This window comes from Microbacterium gorillae (genome assembly GCF_000826185.2).
GTDB classification, from domain to species: domain Bacteria; phylum Actinomycetota; class Actinomycetes; order Actinomycetales; family Microbacteriaceae; genus Microbacterium; species Microbacterium gorillae.
Genome location: NZ_LN648870.1, coordinates 116,093 through 133,414, shown reverse-complemented (window position 1 = coordinate 133,414; position 17,322 = coordinate 116,093). Strand labels below are relative to the sequence as shown.

The following is a 17,322-nucleotide window of genomic DNA, read 5'->3' as shown; positions in this document are numbered from 1 at the left end:
TCAGGGAATGGGGGTGGGTGTCACGCCGAAGGGGGCGAGTCCGGCGGCTCCGCCATCCGCGGCGGTGAGGACCCAGATGCCGCGGGCGTGCACGGCGACGCTGTGCTCCCAGTGCGAGCCCCAGGATCCGTCCACGGTGGTGACGGTCCAGTCGTCGTCCTCGACGTACGTCTCATCGCCGCCGGTCGTGGTCATCGGCTCGATCGCCAGGCACAGGCCCGGCTTGATCTCCGCCCCGCGCGCGGAGGTGTGGTAGTTGAACACGCTCGGTGCCTCGTGCATCTTGCGCCCGATGCCGTGTCCGACGTACTCCCGCAGAATGCCGGCCGGTCGACCGTGCGCGAGCCGATGCTGCAGCAGGTACGCCTCGATCGCCGTCGAGATGTCATCGACGTGCGTCGCGGACGCGATTGCCGCAAGACCCGCCCACATCGACCCTTCGGTCACGCGGGAGAGCTCCTCGCGCTCGGCGACGAGCTGTGGGCGCGACGGGTCCGGAATCACGAAGGTGCGCGCCGAATCGCCGTTCCATCCGGCCAGCTCCGCACCCGCGTCGATCTTCACGATGTCGCCGGGCTCCAGCACCCGCGAACCCGGGATGCCGTGCACGACCTGGTCGTTCACGGACGCGCACACGGTGTGCCGGTAGCCGCGCACCATCTGGAAGTTCGACTTCGCTCCGCGCTCGCGCATCACGCGCTCGGCTTCCGCGTCCAGGTCGGCCGTGGTCACGCCCGGGGCGATCATCGCCTGCACGGCGTCGAGCATCGCCGCCGTGATCAGGCCGGGCTCGATCATCCCCCGCAGCTGTGCGGGATTCTTGTAGATCCCCCGACCGAACACCATCAGGCCGTGGCGGGCGTGAAGCCGCGAGCGGCCAGCGCGTCCATGATGCGAGCGGTGATCTCATCCAGCGAGCCGACGCCGTCGATCTTGTCGACGATGCCCTTCTCGCCGTACACCGCGAGGATCGGAGCGGTCTCGCGCTCGTAGATGTCCAGGCGATGGGCGATCGCCTCGTCGGTGTCGTCCGCACGGCCCTGCTCCTGGGCGCGCAGGCTGAGGCGCTCGATGGACTCCGCACGCGGCACGTCCAGCTCGATCACGGCGTCGAGCTCTTCGCCGCGACCGGCGAGGAACTCGTCCAGGTGAGCGACCTGCGCGCGGTTGCGCGGGTAGCCGTCCAGCAGGAAGCCCGGCTGCGCGTCGTTCTGCGCGAGGCGGTCGCGCACCAGTTCACCGGTCAGCTCGTCGGAGACGAGGTTGCCGGCGGCGGTGATGGCCTGGACCTTCTTGCCGAGGTCCGTGCCCTCCTTGATGTTGGCGCGGAAGATGTCGCCGGTGGAGACCACCGGGATCCCGAACGACTCGGCGATGCGGACGCCCTGCGTGCCCTTGCCGGAGCCCTGCGGGCCGACGATCAGGAAGCGTGCGGAGGTGTTCGTCATCGGAGGAGCCCTTCATAGTGGCGCTGCTGAAGCTGCGCGTCGATCTGCTTGACGGTCTCCAGACCCACACCGACCATGATGAGGATCGAGGTTCCGCCGAACGGGAAGTTCTGGTTCGCCCCCACCGTCGACAGCGCGATGAGCGGGATCAGTGCGACCAGACCGAGGTAGATCGAGCCCGGCAGGGTGATGCGCGTGAGGACGTACTCGAGGTAGTCCGCCGTCGGCCGGCCGGCACGGATGCCGGGGATGAAGCCGCCGTACTTCTTCATGTTGTCCGCGACCTCGGTCGGGTTGAACGTGATGGCGACGTAGAAGTAGGTGAATCCGACGATCAGCAGGAAGTACAGCAGCATGTAGAGCGGGTGATCGCCCTTGACGAGGTAGTTCTGGATCCAGACGACCCAGCCCGCGATTTCGCCGGTCTTGGGGTCCGGGGTCTGGTTGAACTGCGCGATCAGCTGCGGGATGTACAGCAGCGAGGACGCGAAGATCACCGGGACCACACCGGCCATGTTGACCTTGATCGGGATGTACGTGTTGGTGCCGCCGTACGTGCGACGACCGACCATGCGCTTGGCGTACTGCACCGGGATCCGGCGCTGCGACTGTTCGACGAACACCACGAGCGCGACCACCACGATGCCGACCGCGATCACCATGAAGAAGACCTCCGGACCCTTGGCGGTCCAGATCGCCATCATCGAGGCCGGGAAGCCGGCGGCGATGGAGGTGAAGATCAGCAGGGACATGCCGTTGCCGATGCCGCGCTCGGTGACGAGTTCGGCGAACCACATGATGAGGCCGGTGCCGGCGGTCATCGTGATGATCATCAGCATCTGCGCCCACCAGGCGTCATTGGTCAGCAGGTTGTTGCAGGCGCTGACGCCACTCGTGCCGAACAGCTGGCCGGTGCGGGCGACGGTGACCAGAGTGGTCGACTGCAGCAGCGCGAGCGCGATCGTCAGGTACCGCGTGTACTGCGTGAGCTTCGCCTGGCCGGACTGCCCCTCCTTGTGGAGAGTCTCGAAGTGCGGGATGACCACTCGCAGCAGCTGGGTGATGATCGTCGCGGTGATGTACGGCATCACACCGAGAGCGAAGATCGACAGCTGCAGCAGCGCGCCACCCGAGAAGAGGTTGACGAGCGAGAGCAGTCCCTGCGAAGTCGACGTGCCGGCGAGGCACTCCTGGACGTTCGGGAAGTCCACGAACGGAGCCGGGACGTGCGCGCCGAGGCGATAGATGGCGATGATCGCCAGGGTGAATCCGATCTTCCGCCGAAGATCTGGCGTGCGGAAGATCCGCGCGATTGCGCTGAACAAATGCATTCCTCCTGACGAGAATGTCCATACGGGGACGGGCGGCCGGGGTCGTGACCCCAGCCGCCCGTCTCACGGCTCAGGTGTGAGCCTTAGCCTACCGAACCACCGGCGGCCACGATCTTCTCCTGTGCGGAGGAGGAGACCTTGTCCACCTGAACGGTGAGCTTCACGGTGATGTCGCCGTTGCCGAGGACCTTCACCTTCTCGTTCTTGCGAACCGCGCCCTTGGCGACCAGGTCGGCGACGGTCACGTCGCCACCGGTCGGGTAGAGCTCCGCGAGCTTGTCCAGGTTCACGACCTGGTACTCGACGCGGAACGGGTTCTTGAACCCGCGCAGCTTCGGGGTGCGCATGTGCAGCGGCATCTGCCCACCCTCGAAACCGATCTTGACCTGGTAGCGAGCCTTCGTACCCTTGGTACCGCGGCCCGCGGTCTTACCCTTGGAGCCCTCACCACGACCGACGCGGGTCTTGGCAGTGTGGGCACCCGGGACCGGACGCAGGTGGTGAACCTTCAGCACACCGGGGCGCGAGGCCGGAGCCTCGGCCTTGGCGGCCGTCTTCTTGGCAGCCGGCTTGCGCGCCGGAGCCTTCTTGGCGGGAGCTTCAGCCGTCTCGACGGCTTCCTTCTTCTCGGCCATCAGTCGATCTCCTCAACCTTGACGAGGTGTGCGACCGTCTTGATGTAACCGCGCGTCTGCGCGTCATCCGGACGGACGACCGAAGCGCCGATGCGCTTCAGGCCCAGCGAACGCAGCGTGTCGCGCTGGTTCTGCTTCTCCGACACCTTGGACTTGATCTGCGTGATCTGCAGGCGAGCGGCCATCAGGCACCCACCTTCGCAGCAGCAGCGTCAGCAGCGGCCTGAGCCTCTGCCTTCAGGATCTTCGCGGGCGCGACCTGGTCGTAGTCCAGGCCACGGCGAGCGGCGACCGCACGCGGCTCCTCGAGCTGCTTCAGAGCCGCCACGGTCGCGTGCACGATGTTGATCGTGTTCGACGAACCGAGGGACTTCGAGAGCACATCGTGGATACCGGCGCACTCGAGCACGGCGCGGACCGGACCACCGGCGATGACACCGGTACCGGCAGCAGCCGGACGCAGCAGCACGACACCGGCAGCGGCCTCGCCCTGCACCGGGTGCGGGATCGTCTTGAGGATGCGGGGAACGCGGAAGAAGTTGCGCTTCGCCTCCTCGACACCCTTCGAGATCGCCAGCGGGACCTCGCGGGCCTTGCCGTAACCGACACCCACGAGACCGTTGCCGTCACCCACGACGACGAGCGCCGTGAAGCTGAAGCGACGGCCACCCTTGACGACCTTCGACACGCGGTTGATGGTCACGACGCGCTCGAGGAACTGGCTCTCCGAACGGTCACGCGAACCGCGGTCACCGCGGGTCTGGTTGCGCTCACGGCCGCCACGACGTGCTTCACGGGGCTCGCGCTCCGTGGTCGCAGCCGCGGTGGTCTCTGCCGCAGCAGTTTCGGACACTGCGTTCTCCTTGTTGTCGCTCACAGGCTCAACCCTCCTTCGCGGGCGCCATCGGCGATCGCGGCGACGCGACCGGCGTAGCGGTTACCACCGCGGTCGAAGACGACCTCGGTGACGCCGGCGGCCTTGCCGCGCTCGGCGATGAGCTCGCCGACCTTGCGGGCCTTGGCGGTCTTGTCATCGTTGGCACCACGCAGGTCGGCCTCGAGCGTCGAGGCGGAAGCCAGCGTGTGGCCCTTGCTGTCGTCCACGATCTGGACGAAGACGTGACGCGCGGAGCGGGTCACGACCAGGCGCGGCCGCTCGGCGGTGCCGACGATGCGCTTGCGCAGGCGAGCGTGACGACGCGACCGCGCTGCGGACTTCGACTTCACAGCCATGATTACTTACCAGCCTTTCCGGCCTTGCGACGCACGATCTCGCCGGCGTAGCGGATGCCCTTGCCCTTGTACGGCTCCGGCTTCTTGATCTTGCGAATGTTCGCGGCAGCCTCACCGACGGCCTGCTTGTCGATGCCGGCGACGGTGACCTTGTTCGTGCCCTCGACCGTGAAGGTGATGCCCGCGGGCGGGTCCACCAGAACGGGGTGCGAGAAGCCCAGAGCGAACTCGATCGAGCCGCCCTTCTGCTGCACGCGGTAACCGGTACCGACGACCTCGAGGCCCTTGGAGTAGCCCTCGGTGACACCGATGATGTTGTTATTGATCAGCGTGCGGGTCAGGCCGTGCAGCGAACGCGACTCGCGCTCGTCGTCGGGACGGGTGACCAGAACCTGGCCCTCCTCGACCTTGACCTCGATCGGGCTGGCGACGGCGAGCGTCAGCTCACCCTTCGGGCCCTTGACGGCCACCTCGTTGCCGTCGACCGAAACGGTGACAGCGGAGGGGATGCTAATGGGAAGACGACCGATGCGTGACATAGGTGATCACCACACGTAGGCGAGGACTTCCCCACCCACGCCCTTCGTCTCGGCCTCACGGTCAGTCAGCAGACCGGAGGAGGTGGACAGGATGGCGATGCCGAGGCCGCCGAGGACCGAGGGCAGCTCGGTCGACTTCGCGTAAACGCGCAGACCGGGCTTCGACACGCGCTTGATGCCCGAGATCGAACGCTCACGGTTGGGGCCGTACTTCAGCGAGATGGTCAGGTTCTTGCCCACGCGAGCGTCGGCGACGTCCCAACCGGCGATGTAGCCCTCCTTCTGGAGGATCTCGGCGATGTGCGTCTTGAGCTTGCTCGACGGCAGGGTCACGGAATCGTGGTGCGCCGAGTTCGCGTTGCGCAGACGGGTCAGCAGATCTGCGACCGGGTCTGTCATTGTCATGTGTTTTTTCCTTCGTTCACCAGGTTTCGACGCCGCGTTACGCGCGAGCCGACCTGTGGTGGAGATACCAAGGGTCTATCCTCTCATGCCGATTCCCTGCGTGTCTAAACGCAGGGAATCGGCAGAGCGGAAATGCCCTCGGTGGGGCGTTCAGCCCGACTTACGCCTGAGCGTCCGTCGACTTGAACGGGAAGCCCAGCTGCTTCAGCAGCGCGCGTCCCTCGTCGTCCGTCTTCGCGGTGGTGACGACGGTGATGTCGAAACCGCGAACGCGATCGATCTTGTCCTGGTCGATCTCGTGGAAGACCGACTGCTCCTGCAGACCGAACGTGTAGTTGCCGTTGCCGTCGAACTGCTCACCCGACAGACCGCGGAAGTCGCGGATGCGGGGCAGCGCCAGGGAGACCAGGCGGTCCATGAACTCCCACGCGCGGTCGCCACGGAGGGTGACGTGCGCGCCGATGGCCTGGCCCTCACGCAGCTTGAACTGCGCGATGGACTTGCGGGCCTTCGTGACGATCGGCTTCTGGCCGGTGATCGCGGTGAGGTCTGCGACCGCACCCTCGATCACCTTGGAGTCGCGAGCAGCCTCGCCGACACCGGTGTTCACCACGATCTTGACCAGACCGGGGATCTGCATGACGTTCTCGTAACCGAACTCCTTCTGGAGTGCCGGCGCGATCTCGCTCTTGTACTTCGCCTTCAGGCGCGGCTGGATCTTGCCAGCCACCGCGGCGTCGTTGGTTGCCATCAGAGGTCCTTACCGCTCTTCTTCGCGACGCGCACGCGAACGGTGCGCTTGACGCCGTCCTTGGCCTGCTCCTCGACGCGGTAGCCCACCTTGGTGGTCTTCTTGGTCGAGGGGTCGACGAGTGCGACGTTCGAGATGTGGATGGGGGCCTCGATGGTCTCGATGCCGCCCGTCTTGGTGCCGCGCTGGGACTGTCCGACCTTCGTGTGACGGGTGGTGTAGTTCACACCCTCCACCACGACGCGGTTCGTCTCGGGGTTGACCGAGAGGACCTTGCCCTGCTTGCCACGGTCGCCGCCCTTGTCCTGCTTGCGACCGGTGATGACCTGAACCAGGTCACCCTTCTTGATCTTCGCCATGATCAGATGACCTCCGGTGCCAGGGAGACGATCTTCATGAACTTCTTGTCACGAAGCTCACGGCCGACCGGACCGAAGATACGGGTGCCGCGGGGCTCCCCGTCGCTCTTCAGGATGACGGCGGCGTTCTCGTCGAACTTGATGTACGAGCCGTCCTGACGGCGCGTCTGCTTCTTCGTGCGAACGATGACGGCCTTGACCACATCGCCCTTCTTCACGTTTCCGCCCGGGATCGCGTCCTTGACCGTAGCCACGATGACATCGCCCAGACCGGCGTACCGGCGGCTGGAGCCACCGAGAACGCGGATCGTGAGCAGCTCCTTGGCGCCGGTGTTGTCGGCGACCTTGAGGCGGGATTCAGTCTGAATCACTTCTTACTCCTTGGATTCCAAGCAAGCCCGAGGGCTTACTTGGCCTTCTCGAGGATCTCGACCAGGCGCCAGCGCTTGGTGGCGCTCAGCGGACGGGTCTCGTTGATCAGGACCAGGTCGCCGATGCCGGCGCTGTTCGTCTCGTCGTGCGCCTTGACCTTGGTGGTCTGGCGGATGACCTTGCCGTACAGCGGGTGCTTCACGCGCTCTTCGACCTCGACGACGATGGTCTTGTCCATCTTGTCGGAGACGACGTAGCCACGACGCTCCTTGCGGTAGGCGCGAACGACGGTCTCGGCCGTCTCAGCCTTCTTGTCAGCCATTACTCGGCCTCCTCCTTCGGCGCCTCGGCCTCAGCCTTCTTCGCCTTGGACGCCTTCTTAGCCTTTGCGGGGGCTTCGACGACGGCCGGCGTGGCGCGGATTCCGAGCTCGCGCTCACGGATCACGGTGTACAGGCGCGCGATGTCGCGCTTGACCGCACGGATGCGGCCGTGGCTCTCGAGCTGGCCGGTGGCCGACTGGAAGCGCAGGTTGAACAGCTCCTCCTTGGCCTTGCGGACCTCCTCGAGGAGTCGCTGGTCTTCGAACGTGTCGAGCTCGCTCGTGGCGAGCTGCTTGGTGCCGATCGCCATTATGCGTCGCCTTCCTCGCGCTTGATGATGCGTGCCTTCAGCGGCAGCTTGTGGATGGCACGGGTGAGTGCCTCGCGAGCGAGCTGCTCGTCGACACCCGCGACCTCGAAGAGGACGCGACCCGGCTTGACGTTGGCGACCCACCACTCGGGCGAACCCTTACCGGAACCCATGCGGGTTTCGGCCGGCTTCTTGGTCAGCGGACGGTCGGGGTAGATGTTGATCCACACCTTTCCGCCACGCTTGATGTGACGCGTCATGGCGATACGAGCTGCCTCGATCTGACGGTTGGTCACATAAGCCGGGGTGAGCGCCTGGATGCCGAACTCACCGAACGACACCTTGGTGCCACCGGTGGCCTGGCCCGTGCGGCCCGGGTGGTGCTGCTTGCGGTACTTGACCTTGCGGGGGATGAGCATTACGCCGAAGCTCCTTCCGCGACCGGTGCGTCGTTCTGCGCGTTGTTGTTGCGCGGTCCACGACGACGGTCGCCACGGTCGTCACGACGAGCCTTCGGCGCGTTGGCCTGCTCGCGTGCGAGTTCCTTGTTGGTCAGGTCGCCCTTGTAGATCCAGACCTTCACGCCGATGCGGCCGAAGGTGGTCTTGGCCTCGTAGAAGCCGTAGTCGATGTTCGCCCGCAGCGTGTGCAGCGGCACACGACCCTCGCGGTAGAAGTCCGACCGGCTCATCTCGGCGCCGCCGAGGCGGCCGGAGACCTGGATGCGGATGCCCTTGGCACCGGCACGCTGGGCGCCCTGCAGGCCCTTGCGCATCGCGCGGCGGTAAGCCACACGTGCGGAAAGCTGCTCGGCGATGCCCTGCGCGACCAGCTGAGCGTCGGCCTCGGGGTTGCGCACCTCGAGGATGTTCAGCTGGATCTGCTTGCCGGTGAGCTTCTCGAGGTCGGCGCGGATGCGCTCGGCCTCCGCACCACGACGACCGATGACGATGCCCGGACGTGCGGTGTGGATGTCGACGCGAACGCGGTCACGCGTGCGCTCGATCTCGATGTTGCTGACTCCCGCGCGGTCAAGCTGCTTCTGCAGCAGCTTGCGGATGCGGATGTCCTCGGCGACGTAGTCGGCGTAACGCTGACCCGGCTTCGTCGAGTCCGAGAACCAACGCGACACGTGGTCCGTCGTGATGCCGAGGCGGAAGCCGTACGGGTTTACTTTCTGTCCCATTACTTGCTCGCCTTCTTGCTGTTGCCACCGGCAGCCGTGTCAGCGGCCTCCGGCGTCGAGAGCACGACCGTGATGTGGCTCATGCGCTTCTTGATCTGGAAAGCACGGCCCTGGGCGCGGGGCTGGAAACGCTTGAGCGTCGTGCCCTCGTCGACGTACGCGTTGGACACGTACAGGTCGCGCTCGTCCAGGTACTCACCGTTCTTGTCAGCGGTGACTCGTGCGTTGGCCATGGCCGACGCGACGAGCTTGTAGATCGGCTCAGAAGCGGACTGCGCTGCGAACTTCAGGATCGCCAGCGCCTCCTCGGCCTGCTTGCCCTTGATCAGTGCAACGACACGACGAGCCTTCTGAGGGGTCACGCGGATGTGTCGCACACGTGCGATTGCCTCCACCATTTCTCTCTCCTCCTCTGTCGCCTTAGCGGCGACGGCCCTTCTTGTCGTCCTTCACGTGACCGCGGAAGGTGCGGGTGGGCGCGAACTCGCCCAGCTTGTGGCCGACCATCGACTCGGTGACGAACACCGGGATGTGCTTGCGGCCGTCGTGCACGGCGATGGTGTGTCCCAGCATGTTGGGGACGATCATCGACCGGCGCGACCACGTCTTGATGACGTTCTTCGTTCCCGCCTCGTTCTGCGAGACAACCTTGCGAAGCAGGTGCTCGTCGACGAAGGGGCCCTTCTTCAGACTGCGTGGCATCTTCTTGACTCCTACTTGCGCTTCTTACCGGCGTTGCGGCGACGGACGATGTACTTGTCACTTTCCTTGTTGGCGTGACGCGTACGGCCTTCCTTCTGTCCCCACGGGGAGACAGGGTTGCGGCCACCGGAGGTCTTGCCCTCGCCACCACCGTGCGGGTGGTCGACCGGGTTCATGGCGACACCACGCACGGTCGGGCGGACGCCCTTCCAGCGCATGCGGCCGGCCTTACCCCAGTTGATGTTCGACTGCTCGGCGTTGCCGACCTCGCCGATCGTCGCGCGGCAGCGGACGTCGACGTTGCGGATCTCACCGGAGGGCATACGCAGCTGGGCGTAGGGGCCGTCCTTGGCGACGAGGCGAACCGAGACACCGGCCGAACGTGCGATCTTCGCGCCGCCACCGGGACGGAGCTCGATGGCGTGGATGACCGTACCGGTCGGGATGTTCTTCAGCGGCAGGTTGTTGCCCGGCTTGATGTCAGCCGAGGCACCCGACTCGATGACGTCGCCCTGCTTGATCTTGTTCGGCGCCAGGATGTAGCGCTTGGTGCCGTCCACGTAGTGCAGGAGCGCGATGCGCGCGGTGCGGTTGGGGTCGTACTCGATGTGAGCGACCTTGGCGTCCACGCCGTCCTTGTCATTGCGACGGAAGTCGATGACGCGGTACTGGCGCTTGTGGCCACCACCGATGTGACGGGTCGTGATGCGGCCCTGGTTGTTACGACCACCGGTCTTGGACAGCGGACGCAGCAGCGACTTCTCCGGCGTCGATCGGGTGATCTCAGCGAAGTCCGCCACCGACGAACCGCGGCGACCCGGGGTCGTGGGCTTGTACTTGCGAATAGCCATGTTTCTCTACTCCTCCGGTCCTCAGCCGACAGCCGTGAAGATGTCGATGGTGCCGGACTTCAGGGTCACGATGGCGCGCTTGATGTCCTTGCGCTTGCCCGTGCCGAAGCGGGTGCGACGGGACTTGCCGACGCGGTTGAGCGTGTTGACCGACGCGACCTTGACATCGAAGATCTTCTCGATGGCGAGCTTGATCTCGGTCTTGGACGCACGGGGGTCCACCTCGAAGGTGTACTTGCCCTCGTCGATCAGGCCGTAGCTCTTCTCAGAGACGACCGGCTTGAAGATGACGTCGCGCGGGTCCTTGTTGATCGCGGTCATGCCGAGACCTCCTCAGCGCCGGTCTTCGCTGCGACGAACGCGTCGAAGGCGGCCTTGGTGAAGACGATGTCGTCGGAGACGAGCACGTCGTAAGCGTTGAGCTGGTCGAAGTACAGCGCGTGCAGGTTCGACAGGTTGCGAACCGACAGGGCGCTGACCTCGTCGTCACGGGTGAGCACGACGAGCGTGTTCTTACCCGGGAACGAGGCGAGAACCGCGGCGGCCTTCTTGGTCGAGGGAGCACCCTCGATGCCGAAGGAGTCGACGACGTGCAGACGCTCGCCACGAACACGGTCGCTCAGCGCACCCAGCAGGGCGGCGGCGATCATCTTCTTGGGGGTGCGCTGCGAGTAGTCGCGCGGCTTCGGTCCGTGGACGATGCCACCACCGGTCATGTGCGGCGCGCGGATCGAGCCCTGACGGGCGTTACCCGTGCCCTTCTGCTTGAAGGGCTTGCGGCCGGCACCGGAGACCTCACCACGACGCTTGGTCGAGTGGGTGCCCTGACGCGCGGCAGCCTGCTGCGCGACGACCACCTGGTGGATCAGCGGGACGTTGGTCTTGACGTCGAAGAGCTCTGCGGGCAGGTCGACCGAGCCGGCCTTCTTGCCTGCAGCACCCTGAACGTCGAGCTTGAGCGTGGAGTCAGCCATGAGGATCAGGCACCCTTCACTGCGTTGCGGACGTACACGACGCGGCCGCGGGCACCGGGGACGGCGCCCTTGACGAGCAGCAGACCCTTCTCGGCGTCGACGGCGTGCACCGTGAGGTTGAGAACGGTCACACGCTCGCCACCCATCCGACCGGCCATGCGCATGCCCTTGAAGACACGCGACGGGGTCGCGGAAGCACCGATGGAACCGGGCTTGCGGTGGTTGCGGTGCGAACCGTGCGAAGCGGACACACCCTTGAAGTTGTGGCGCTTCATGACACCGGCGGTGCCCTTGCCCTTGCTGGTGCCGACGACGTCGACCAGCTGGCCGGCCTCGAACGTGCCGTCCACCGTCAGCTCCTGGCCGAGGGTGTAGTCAGCGGCGTCCGCGGTGCGGATCTCGGTCACGTGGCGACGCGGCGTGACGCCGGCAGCCTCGAAGTGACCGGTTGCGGGCTGGTTCACCTTGCGCGGGTCGATCTGACCGGCGGCGATCTGAACGGCGTTGTAGCCGTCGCGCTCCGCCGAACGGACCTGGGTGACCACGTTCGGGGCGAGCTCGATCACCGTGACGGGGATCAGCTTGCCGGACTCGTTCCAGACCTGGGTCATGCCCAGCTTGGTGCCGAGCAGGCCCTTGGAAACCTTCGTGTTGATATCAGTCATGTCGATCCCGGCCCTTACAGCTTGATCTCGATGTTGACATCGGCGGGCAGGTCGAGGCGCATCAGCGAGTCGACGGCCTTGGGCGTCGGGTCGATGATGTCGATGAGGCGCTTGTGGGTGCGCATCTCGAAGTGCTCGCGGCTGTCCTTGTACTTGTGCGGCGAGCGGATGACCGCCACCACGTTCTTCTCAGTCGGAAGTGGCACCGGGCCCACGACGGTTGCGCCCGCCCGGGTCACGGTGTCGACGATCTTGCGCGCCGACGAGTCGATGACCTCGTGGTCATACGACTTCAGTCGGATGCGGATCTTCTGTCCCGCCATCTTTCTTCTCACTTTCCGCGTCTTACCTCACGGGCATTGGACGCACGGGGCGCTGTTCGCGCCTCTGGCACTTCCACGCGACTGATGGTCACGTGTTGCGCACCACTGTTCTGATGTCATTCCGGACGGATCCGGACCGAGTCGTCCGCGCGCGGGCGTGCCGTGCGTGGAGGATTCGGATGCGGTTCTCCCGCCTGCGGCCCAGGACCTTGCGCTCTCGCGCCGCCTGTGCACTGCCCTGGCAGTGATTCCCCGTGGCGCACCCGTAGGCGCGCGAACACGCGGAAATGTGGAACCTGACAATTCTGCCATGCTGATTCGCCCACCGCAAACCCGGGCGTGTCGCGCGGATGGGATCCTCAGGTTCCGCGTCGTTCCGGCTCTCGCGGACCGTCTCTCCCTCAGCCTCGCTCCCCCCTTCATCACTTCCGCCGTTGTGGATCTGCGCTGATCGAGAGCAACCCCGCGCATGCTCCCCGTCGCGACACTTTCGCGCGCCCAGAAGTGTCGCGGGTGGGAGCGACGGCGGAAACGACGACGGGGCCCGACCGGAATGGTCGGGCCCCGTCGGGGAATCGGGCTTACTCGTTGCCGATCTGCTTGTCCGCCTCGTTACGGATCTCATCGATCTTGTCGGCCGCACCGGGCGCGACCTTCTTGGCGAAGTCCGCGACACCGTCGAGAACCTTGTCGCTGATCTCCTCGGCCTGCTCGCTGTGCAGCGCGCCCTCGACCTTGTCCTTGTTCTGCTCGTACGCGTTCTTCGCGCCGTTCACGATGTCATCGATACCCATACCGATGCCCTCCTCTGGAAGTGGTGCGCACCCGGGACGAGTGCGCGCTCAATTCTGTCGGTTCCACGGGCGAGAGGGAAGGGTTGGGGGAATGCCAGCGTCACATTGCGGCGATCCACTGCGTCACTTCGCCGTGGTCTGGGTACCCGGGAACAGCGTCGCGCAGCCCGCGCCGACGGTCACCGGCGTCTCGGAGGTCGTCGGGCTGAAGCGCACCGACAGCGGAGCGTTGTCTCCCTCCGCCACCGTCGAGGTGAACGAGACCGTGCGGGATTCGCCCTTCGGGACCCCGATGACCATGCTCTTCGTCTGGCGCCCGTTGTACACGCCGGACCGGTCCCATCCGCCCACGTCTCCGGCGGCCGGATCCGAGCCGACGAGCTCGCCGCCGGGGAGCGCCATCGAGATGACGTCCATCAGCGCCGTGGTCTTCGGGAAGCCCCAGCCGCTGTTGCGGTGACCCAGCGTGTAGGTGGAGTAGATGTCATCGGGGAGGCTGTTCGTCATCGTCACGCTGGTCGTGACGGTGCGCGCATCCGCGTTGCACTGGACGTCCATCTTCGTGGACAGCCAGTAGTCGAGCTTCGAGACCGAGACGTCGTTGAGGTAGATGCCCGTCTGCGTCTTCGTCTTGTTATCGCTGGTGATGCCACCGTCGACACCGAACTCGACGGCCATCGCCTGCGTGGCCTCGTCCGGGAACCACATGTAGAAGCGCTGCTCCGCGACACCGCGCTGGAACTGCTCGAACATCTTGATCGGGTCCCACCCGCCGGCGGAGACCTTGGCGAAGATCGCCGAGGACGCCTTCGCGAAGTATTCGTCGGCGGCCAGTCCGTCGCTGCCGAAGCGCTCGTACGTGTCGCTGAGGAGAAGCTTGACCGCGTTGTCGGCGGTGATCTTCTCGTCCTCGCCCGGGACCGTGACCGGGCCGGTCACCTTGAGCATGTACGACAGGAACACGGGGTCGATCGAGATGACGCCGGCGAGGTTCGTGCCGGTGGCTTTGTTCCACAGCGTCGAGATCTGGGCACCGGTGTCGCGGAAGTCGGGGTAGCGCGTGAAGTTCTGCACGTACTTCCACGTGTCGCTCTCGAACAGCTGCGCCTTCTCGGACGGTTCGATCGGCGGCATGCCGGTGTTGTTGTAGCCGAGCCAGGCGTACTGCATCACCTCCCAGTCCTCGCGCATCTCGATCTTGCCGTTGTCCACGTGCAGGATCGCGGCGGTACCGGGGTTTCCACCGGTGGCGCGGATCTCGGCGTTGTTCTGGAACAGGATCGCGTAGTCGCGCGGCCCGTCGCCACCGAGGACCGTCAGCAGGGTCGGCAGGTACTTCTGCGCGAGCGCGATGGACGGCGTGGCCTGGTCGACGATGTCCACGAGCTGGCCGATGCTGTCATCGACGAAGGGCAGGATCGCGGAGCGGTCGATCTTGTCGACGTGGGTCTTGGCGTCGGCGAAGGCCGCGGTGAGCGCGGGGAGTTCGGTCTGCGCGTCGCGGAACGGCTGCAGGTTGAAGCCGCCGCCTTCGAGCTTGAGGTTGTCCACGTTCAGCTTCTGCAGCAGCTGGAAGGCCAGCGGCATCGCGTCGCGCACCAGGATGTGCGTGGCTTTGGTCGTCTCCTGGACGGCCTCCACGTTCTCGCCGACCACAGGAATCTTGCTCATGATGTCCCACAGCGGCGTGCTGACTCGGGCATTCGCGGAGTTCACGTGCTTGGTCACCTCGGCCGCGGTCTTCTCCACCGCGGCGGTATCACCCGCCGTGATGTCTGCGGTGACCGAGGACAGTTCCTTCTTCGCCGCCGTCAGGTCATCGCGCACCTGCGTCGCCTCGCCGTAGAAGATGTAGCCGACCACGGCGGCACCGCCGAGGATCACGAGGATCACCAGCAGCGGGAAGACGATCCACGGCCAGACGCGGCGACGACGCTTCTTCTTCTTGCGCGGCACCGACTCCTCCGTCTGCAGAGCGAGGAGGTCGTCGAACGCCTCGGTCGGCGTTCCGTCCGCGGACGACGCCTGCTTGGCCTGACGGGCCGCGCGACGGCTGTGGGGAGGTGTCGGGTCAGAGATGATCGCGCTCCTCGCGTGCGGGTGACGGGTCGACATCGGTGGGGCGGGACGTGCGTCCACACCGAACCACGATGATAACCGCCCGCATCCGCATCATTCCGGGAGAGCGCCGTGTACGAAGGCGGCGGCGAATGCCGGGCAAGCGCGCCATCGCTGTGCCACGATGGACCGGTGAAGGGCATCATTCTCGCCGGCGGGTCCGGCACGCGTCTGCATCCGATCACCCTCGGGGTGTCCAAGCAACTCGTCCCGGTCTACGACAAGCCGATGATCTACTACCCGCTCTCGACGCTCATGCTCGCGGGCATCCGGGACATCCTTATCATCACCACCCCGCATGATGCGGCGCACTTCGAGCGGTTGCTCGGCGACGGCTCGCAGTTCGGGATCAGCATCACGTTCGCGCAGCAGCCGGCACCGGACGGCCTGGCCCAGGCGTTCACGATCGGCGCGGACTTCATCGGCGATGATTCGGTCGCCCTGGTCCTCGGCGACAACCTGCTGTACGGCCCGGGCCTCGGCACGCGGCTGCAGCGCTTCGAGAACATCGATGGCGGGGCCGTCTTCGCGTACTGGGTGGCCGAGCCGCAGGCGTACGGCGTCGTCGAGTTCGACGCGAGCGGGACGGCGGTCTCGCTGGAGGAGAAGCCCACCCGGCCGAAGAGCAACTACGCCGTTCCGGGTCTGTACTTCTACGACAACGACGTCGTGGCGATCGCCCGCGACCTCGAACCGTCCGCGCGCGGGGAGTATGAGATCACCGACGTCAACAAGGCGTACCTCGAGCGCGGCAAGCTCCAGGTGGAGGTGCTCCCCCGCGGCACCGCCTGGCTGGACACCGGCACGTTCGATCAGATGACCGATGCGGCCGACTACGTCCGGACCATGGAGCGCCGGACCGCGATGAAGATCGGCGTGCCCGAGGAGGTGGCCTGGCGACAGGGGTTCCTCACCGACGACCAGCTGCGTCAGCGCGCCGGAGCGCTGGTCAAGAGCGGCTACGGAACGTACCTGCTGGAACTGCTCGAGAGGGGCAAGGCATGAGCCGCCTGTTGGTCACCGGCGGCGCCGGATTCATCGGTTCGAACTTCGTCCATCACGTGGTGGAGACCAGCGATGATCACGTCACCGTGCTGGACGCGCTGACCTATGCGGGCAACCGCGCCTCGCTGGCGGACCTCCCCGAGGACCGCGTCACGTTCGTGCACGGCGACATCACCGACGCCGCGCTCGTGGACGAGTTGTTCGCGGACGTCGACGCGGTGGTCCACTACGCCGCGGAGTCGCACAACGACAACTCGCTGCACGACCCGCGGCCGTTCCTGGACACGAACATCATCGGCACGTACACGCTGCTGGAGGCCGCCCGCAAGCACGACCGCCGCTTCCACCACATCTCCACGGACGAGGTGTACGGGGATCTCGAGCTCGATGATCCGGAGCGGTTCACCGAGTCCACGCCGTACAACCCGTCCTCGCCGTACTCCTCGACCAAGGCCGGCTCCGACCTGCTCGTGCGCGCCTGGGTTCGCTCGTTCGGGGTGCAGGCGACGATCTCGAACTGCTCGAACAACTACGGCCCCTACCAGCACGTGGAGAAGTTCATCCCCCGCCAGATCACCAACGTGATCCGCGGGATCCGCCCCAAGCTCTATGGTGCCGGCGAGAACGTGCGCGACTGGATCCACGCCGACGACCACTCCTCGGCCGTCTCGACGATCCTCGCGAAGGGCGAGATCGGCGAGACCTACCTCATCGGGGCGGACGGCGAGAAGAACAACAAACAGGTCGTCGAGCTGATCCTGCAGCTGATGGGGCAGCCCGTCGACGCGTACGACCACGTCACCGATCGTGCCGGCCACGACCTCCGCTACGCGATCGACTCCACCCGCCTGCGCACCGAACTCGGCTGGACACCACGCTTCAGCGACTTCGCCGCGGGCCTGGCGGACACCATCGACTGGTACCGCTCGCACGAGGACTGGTGGGCTCCGTCCAAGGACGGCGTGGAGGCGTTCTACGCCTCGAAGGGACAGTGACCC

The 17,322-nt window shown here is 65.8% G+C and carries 27 protein-coding genes; 2 read left to right on the top strand and 25 right to left on the bottom strand.

Annotated elements, in window-relative coordinates; translation table 11 throughout:
- The 25 genes from map to BN1193_RS00630 form a co-directional block, all read right to left on the bottom strand.
- Positions 1-846 carry a type I methionyl aminopeptidase gene (map, locus tag BN1193_RS00750; RefSeq protein WP_040163021.1) on the bottom strand — a complete coding sequence of 282 codons (846 nt, stop codon included), beginning with the start codon at positions 844-846 and terminating at the stop codon, positions 1-3.
- Positions 846-1,448 carry an adenylate kinase gene (locus BN1193_RS00745; protein WP_040163018.1) on the bottom strand — a complete coding sequence of 201 codons (603 nt, stop codon included), beginning with the start codon at positions 1,446-1,448 and terminating at the stop codon, positions 846-848. Before BN1193_RS00745 ends, map begins: the two co-directional genes overlap by 1 nt.
- Entirely contained in the window at positions 1,445-2,773 is a 1,329-nt protein-coding gene (secY, locus tag BN1193_RS00740; RefSeq protein ID WP_040163015.1) for a preprotein translocase subunit SecY, read from the bottom strand. The genes BN1193_RS00745 and secY overlap by 4 nt, the downstream gene beginning before the upstream one ends.
- Positions 2,774-2,862: 89 nt before the next feature.
- Positions 2,863-3,414 carry a 50S ribosomal protein L15 gene (gene rplO, locus BN1193_RS00735; RefSeq protein ID WP_094770190.1) on the bottom strand — a complete coding sequence of 184 codons (552 nt, stop codon included), beginning with the start codon at positions 3,412-3,414 and terminating at the stop codon, positions 2,863-2,865.
- The gene (rpmD, locus tag BN1193_RS00730; RefSeq protein WP_040163013.1) at positions 3,414-3,599 is read right to left on the bottom strand and encodes a 50S ribosomal protein L30; all 186 of its coding nucleotides are present in this window, start codon (positions 3,597-3,599) and stop codon (positions 3,414-3,416) included. The genes rplO and rpmD overlap by 1 nt, the downstream gene beginning before the upstream one ends.
- A complete protein-coding gene (gene rpsE, locus BN1193_RS00725) occupies positions 3,599-4,291 on the bottom strand; it encodes a 30S ribosomal protein S5 (RefSeq protein WP_040163011.1) in 693 nt (230 codons plus the stop codon). Before rpsE ends, rpmD begins: the two co-directional genes overlap by 1 nt.
- Positions 4,288-4,647, bottom strand: coding sequence for a 50S ribosomal protein L18 (rplR, locus tag BN1193_RS00720; RefSeq protein ID WP_040163008.1), 360 nt, complete (start codon positions 4,645-4,647; stop codon positions 4,288-4,290). Before rplR ends, rpsE begins: the two co-directional genes overlap by 4 nt.
- 2 nt (positions 4,648-4,649) lie before the next feature.
- Positions 4,650-5,186, bottom strand: a complete 537-nt coding sequence (gene rplF / locus BN1193_RS00715) for a 50S ribosomal protein L6 (protein WP_040163005.1) — start codon at positions 5,184-5,186, stop codon at positions 4,650-4,652.
- Between the two features lie 6 nt (positions 5,187-5,192).
- Positions 5,193-5,591 carry a 30S ribosomal protein S8 gene (gene rpsH / locus BN1193_RS00710; RefSeq protein ID WP_040163002.1) on the bottom strand — a complete coding sequence of 133 codons (399 nt, stop codon included), beginning with the start codon at positions 5,589-5,591 and terminating at the stop codon, positions 5,193-5,195.
- Positions 5,592-5,751: 160 nt separating this feature from the next.
- Positions 5,752-6,342: a 50S ribosomal protein L5 gene (gene rplE / locus BN1193_RS00705; RefSeq protein ID WP_052460298.1), complete on the bottom strand. Its 591-nt coding sequence runs from the start codon at positions 6,340-6,342 to the stop codon at positions 5,752-5,754.
- Positions 6,342-6,701: a 50S ribosomal protein L24 gene (rplX, locus tag BN1193_RS00700; RefSeq protein WP_040162999.1), complete on the bottom strand. Its 360-nt coding sequence runs from the start codon at positions 6,699-6,701 to the stop codon at positions 6,342-6,344. Before rplX ends, rplE begins: the two co-directional genes overlap by 1 nt.
- Before the next feature lie 2 nt (positions 6,702-6,703).
- Positions 6,704-7,072: a 50S ribosomal protein L14 gene (gene rplN, locus BN1193_RS00695; RefSeq protein ID WP_040162996.1), complete on the bottom strand. Its 369-nt coding sequence runs from the start codon at positions 7,070-7,072 to the stop codon at positions 6,704-6,706.
- Positions 7,073-7,107: 35 nt separating this feature from the next.
- Entirely contained in the window at positions 7,108-7,395 is a 288-nt protein-coding gene (rpsQ, locus tag BN1193_RS00690) for a 30S ribosomal protein S17 (protein WP_040162993.1), read from the bottom strand.
- Entirely contained in the window at positions 7,395-7,706 is a 312-nt protein-coding gene (rpmC, locus tag BN1193_RS00685; RefSeq protein ID WP_040162990.1) for a 50S ribosomal protein L29, read from the bottom strand. The genes rpsQ and rpmC overlap by 1 nt, the downstream gene beginning before the upstream one ends.
- A complete protein-coding gene (rplP, locus tag BN1193_RS00680) occupies positions 7,706-8,125 on the bottom strand; it encodes a 50S ribosomal protein L16 (protein ID WP_040162986.1) in 420 nt (139 codons plus the stop codon). The genes rpmC and rplP overlap by 1 nt, the downstream gene beginning before the upstream one ends.
- Positions 8,125-8,892 (bottom strand): 30S ribosomal protein S3, encoded by a 768-nt coding sequence (gene rpsC / locus BN1193_RS00675; protein ID WP_040162983.1) that lies wholly within the window; start codon positions 8,890-8,892, stop codon positions 8,125-8,127. Before rpsC ends, rplP begins: the two co-directional genes overlap by 1 nt.
- Positions 8,892-9,290 (bottom strand): 50S ribosomal protein L22, encoded by a 399-nt coding sequence (rplV, locus tag BN1193_RS00670; protein ID WP_040162980.1) that lies wholly within the window; start codon positions 9,288-9,290, stop codon positions 8,892-8,894. The genes rpsC and rplV overlap by 1 nt, the downstream gene beginning before the upstream one ends.
- A gap of 22 nt (positions 9,291-9,312) precedes the next feature.
- Entirely contained in the window at positions 9,313-9,594 is a 282-nt protein-coding gene (gene rpsS / locus BN1193_RS00665; RefSeq protein ID WP_040162977.1) for a 30S ribosomal protein S19, read from the bottom strand.
- Positions 9,595-9,605: 11 nt separating this feature from the next.
- Positions 9,606-10,445, bottom strand: a complete 840-nt coding sequence (gene rplB, locus BN1193_RS00660) for a 50S ribosomal protein L2 (RefSeq protein ID WP_040162975.1) — start codon at positions 10,443-10,445, stop codon at positions 9,606-9,608.
- 21 nt (positions 10,446-10,466) lie between these two features.
- Positions 10,467-10,766, bottom strand: coding sequence for a 50S ribosomal protein L23 (gene rplW / locus BN1193_RS00655; protein WP_040162972.1), 300 nt, complete (start codon positions 10,764-10,766; stop codon positions 10,467-10,469).
- Complete coding sequence (gene rplD / locus BN1193_RS00650; protein ID WP_040162969.1) at positions 10,763-11,419, bottom strand: 50S ribosomal protein L4; 657 nt, start codon at positions 11,417-11,419, stop codon at positions 10,763-10,765. Before rplD ends, rplW begins: the two co-directional genes overlap by 4 nt.
- A gap of 5 nt (positions 11,420-11,424) precedes the next feature.
- Positions 11,425-12,084, bottom strand: a complete 660-nt coding sequence (gene rplC / locus BN1193_RS00645; RefSeq protein WP_040162966.1) for a 50S ribosomal protein L3 — start codon at positions 12,082-12,084, stop codon at positions 11,425-11,427.
- Positions 12,085-12,098: 14 nt separating this feature from the next.
- Positions 12,099-12,407, bottom strand: a complete 309-nt coding sequence (rpsJ, locus tag BN1193_RS00640; RefSeq protein ID WP_040162964.1) for a 30S ribosomal protein S10 — start codon at positions 12,405-12,407, stop codon at positions 12,099-12,101.
- A gap of 581 nt (positions 12,408-12,988) precedes the next feature.
- Positions 12,989-13,201 carry a hypothetical protein gene (locus tag BN1193_RS00635; protein ID WP_040162961.1) on the bottom strand — a complete coding sequence of 71 codons (213 nt, stop codon included), beginning with the start codon at positions 13,199-13,201 and terminating at the stop codon, positions 12,989-12,991.
- Between the two features lie 123 nt (positions 13,202-13,324).
- Positions 13,325-15,340 carry a DUF4012 domain-containing protein gene (locus BN1193_RS00630; protein ID WP_141396594.1) on the bottom strand — a complete coding sequence of 672 codons (2,016 nt, stop codon included), beginning with the start codon at positions 15,338-15,340 and terminating at the stop codon, positions 13,325-13,327.
- 111 nt (positions 15,341-15,451) lie between these two features.
- Between BN1193_RS00630 and rfbA the strand changes: the two genes are divergently transcribed.
- Positions 15,452-16,324 (top strand): glucose-1-phosphate thymidylyltransferase RfbA, encoded by an 873-nt coding sequence (gene rfbA / locus BN1193_RS00625; protein WP_040162953.1) that lies wholly within the window; start codon positions 15,452-15,454, stop codon positions 16,322-16,324.
- Positions 16,321-17,319, top strand: a complete 999-nt coding sequence (gene rfbB / locus BN1193_RS00620; protein WP_040162950.1) for a dTDP-glucose 4,6-dehydratase — start codon at positions 16,321-16,323, stop codon at positions 17,317-17,319. The genes rfbA and rfbB overlap by 4 nt, the downstream gene beginning before the upstream one ends.
- Positions 17,320-17,322: the final 3 nt, after the last annotated feature.

Excerpts from the sequence above, each read along its gene's own strand:
- map (WP_040163021.1), bottom strand. The coding sequence starts at position 846 with ATGGTGTTCGGTCGGGGGATCTACAAGAATCCCGCACAGCTGCGGGGG.
- BN1193_RS00745 (WP_040163018.1), bottom strand. The coding sequence starts at position 1,448 with ATGACGAACACCTCCGCACGCTTCCTGATCGTCGGCCCGCAGGGCTCC.
- rplO (WP_094770190.1), bottom strand. The coding sequence starts at position 3,414 with ATGGCCGAGAAGAAGGAAGCCGTCGAGACGGCTGAAGCTCCCGCCAAG.
- rpmD (WP_040163013.1), bottom strand. The coding sequence starts at position 3,599 with ATGGCCGCTCGCCTGCAGATCACGCAGATCAAGTCCAAGGTGTCGGAG.
- rplR (WP_040163008.1), bottom strand. The coding sequence starts at position 4,647 with ATGGCTGTGAAGTCGAAGTCCGCAGCGCGGTCGCGTCGTCACGCTCGC.
- rplF (WP_040163005.1), bottom strand. The coding sequence starts at position 5,186 with ATGTCACGCATCGGTCGTCTTCCCATTAGCATCCCCTCCGCTGTCACC.
- rpsH (WP_040163002.1), bottom strand. The coding sequence starts at position 5,591 with ATGACAATGACAGACCCGGTCGCAGATCTGCTGACCCGTCTGCGCAAC.
- rplE (WP_052460298.1), bottom strand. The coding sequence starts at position 6,342 with ATGGCAACCAACGACGCCGCGGTGGCTGGCAAGATCCAGCCGCGCCTG.
- rplX (WP_040162999.1), bottom strand. The coding sequence starts at position 6,701 with ATGGCGAAGATCAAGAAGGGTGACCTGGTTCAGGTCATCACCGGTCGC.
- rpsQ (WP_040162993.1), bottom strand. The coding sequence starts at position 7,395 with ATGGCTGACAAGAAGGCTGAGACGGCCGAGACCGTCGTTCGCGCCTAC.
- rpmC (WP_040162990.1), bottom strand. The coding sequence starts at position 7,706 with ATGGCGATCGGCACCAAGCAGCTCGCCACGAGCGAGCTCGACACGTTC.
- rplP (WP_040162986.1), bottom strand. The coding sequence starts at position 8,125 with ATGCTCATCCCCCGCAAGGTCAAGTACCGCAAGCAGCACCACCCGGGC.
- rpsC (WP_040162983.1), bottom strand. The coding sequence starts at position 8,892 with ATGGGACAGAAAGTAAACCCGTACGGCTTCCGCCTCGGCATCACGACG.
- rplV (WP_040162980.1), bottom strand. The coding sequence starts at position 9,290 with ATGGTGGAGGCAATCGCACGTGTGCGACACATCCGCGTGACCCCTCAG.
- rpsS (WP_040162977.1), bottom strand. The coding sequence starts at position 9,594 with ATGCCACGCAGTCTGAAGAAGGGCCCCTTCGTCGACGAGCACCTGCTT.
- rplB (WP_040162975.1), bottom strand. The coding sequence starts at position 10,445 with ATGGCTATTCGCAAGTACAAGCCCACGACCCCGGGTCGCCGCGGTTCG.
- rplW (WP_040162972.1), bottom strand. The coding sequence starts at position 10,766 with ATGACCGCGATCAACAAGGACCCGCGCGACGTCATCTTCAAGCCGGTC.
- rplD (WP_040162969.1), bottom strand. The coding sequence starts at position 11,419 with ATGGCTGACTCCACGCTCAAGCTCGACGTTCAGGGTGCTGCAGGCAAG.
- rplC (WP_040162966.1), bottom strand. The coding sequence starts at position 12,084 with ATGACTGATATCAACACGAAGGTTTCCAAGGGCCTGCTCGGCACCAAG.
- rpsJ (WP_040162964.1), bottom strand. The coding sequence starts at position 12,407 with ATGGCGGGACAGAAGATCCGCATCCGACTGAAGTCGTATGACCACGAG.
- BN1193_RS00635 (WP_040162961.1), bottom strand. The coding sequence starts at position 13,201 with ATGGGTATCGATGACATCGTGAACGGCGCGAAGAACGCGTACGAGCAG.
- rfbB (WP_040162950.1), top strand. The coding sequence starts at position 16,321 with ATGAGCCGCCTGTTGGTCACCGGCGGCGCCGGATTCATCGGTTCGAAC.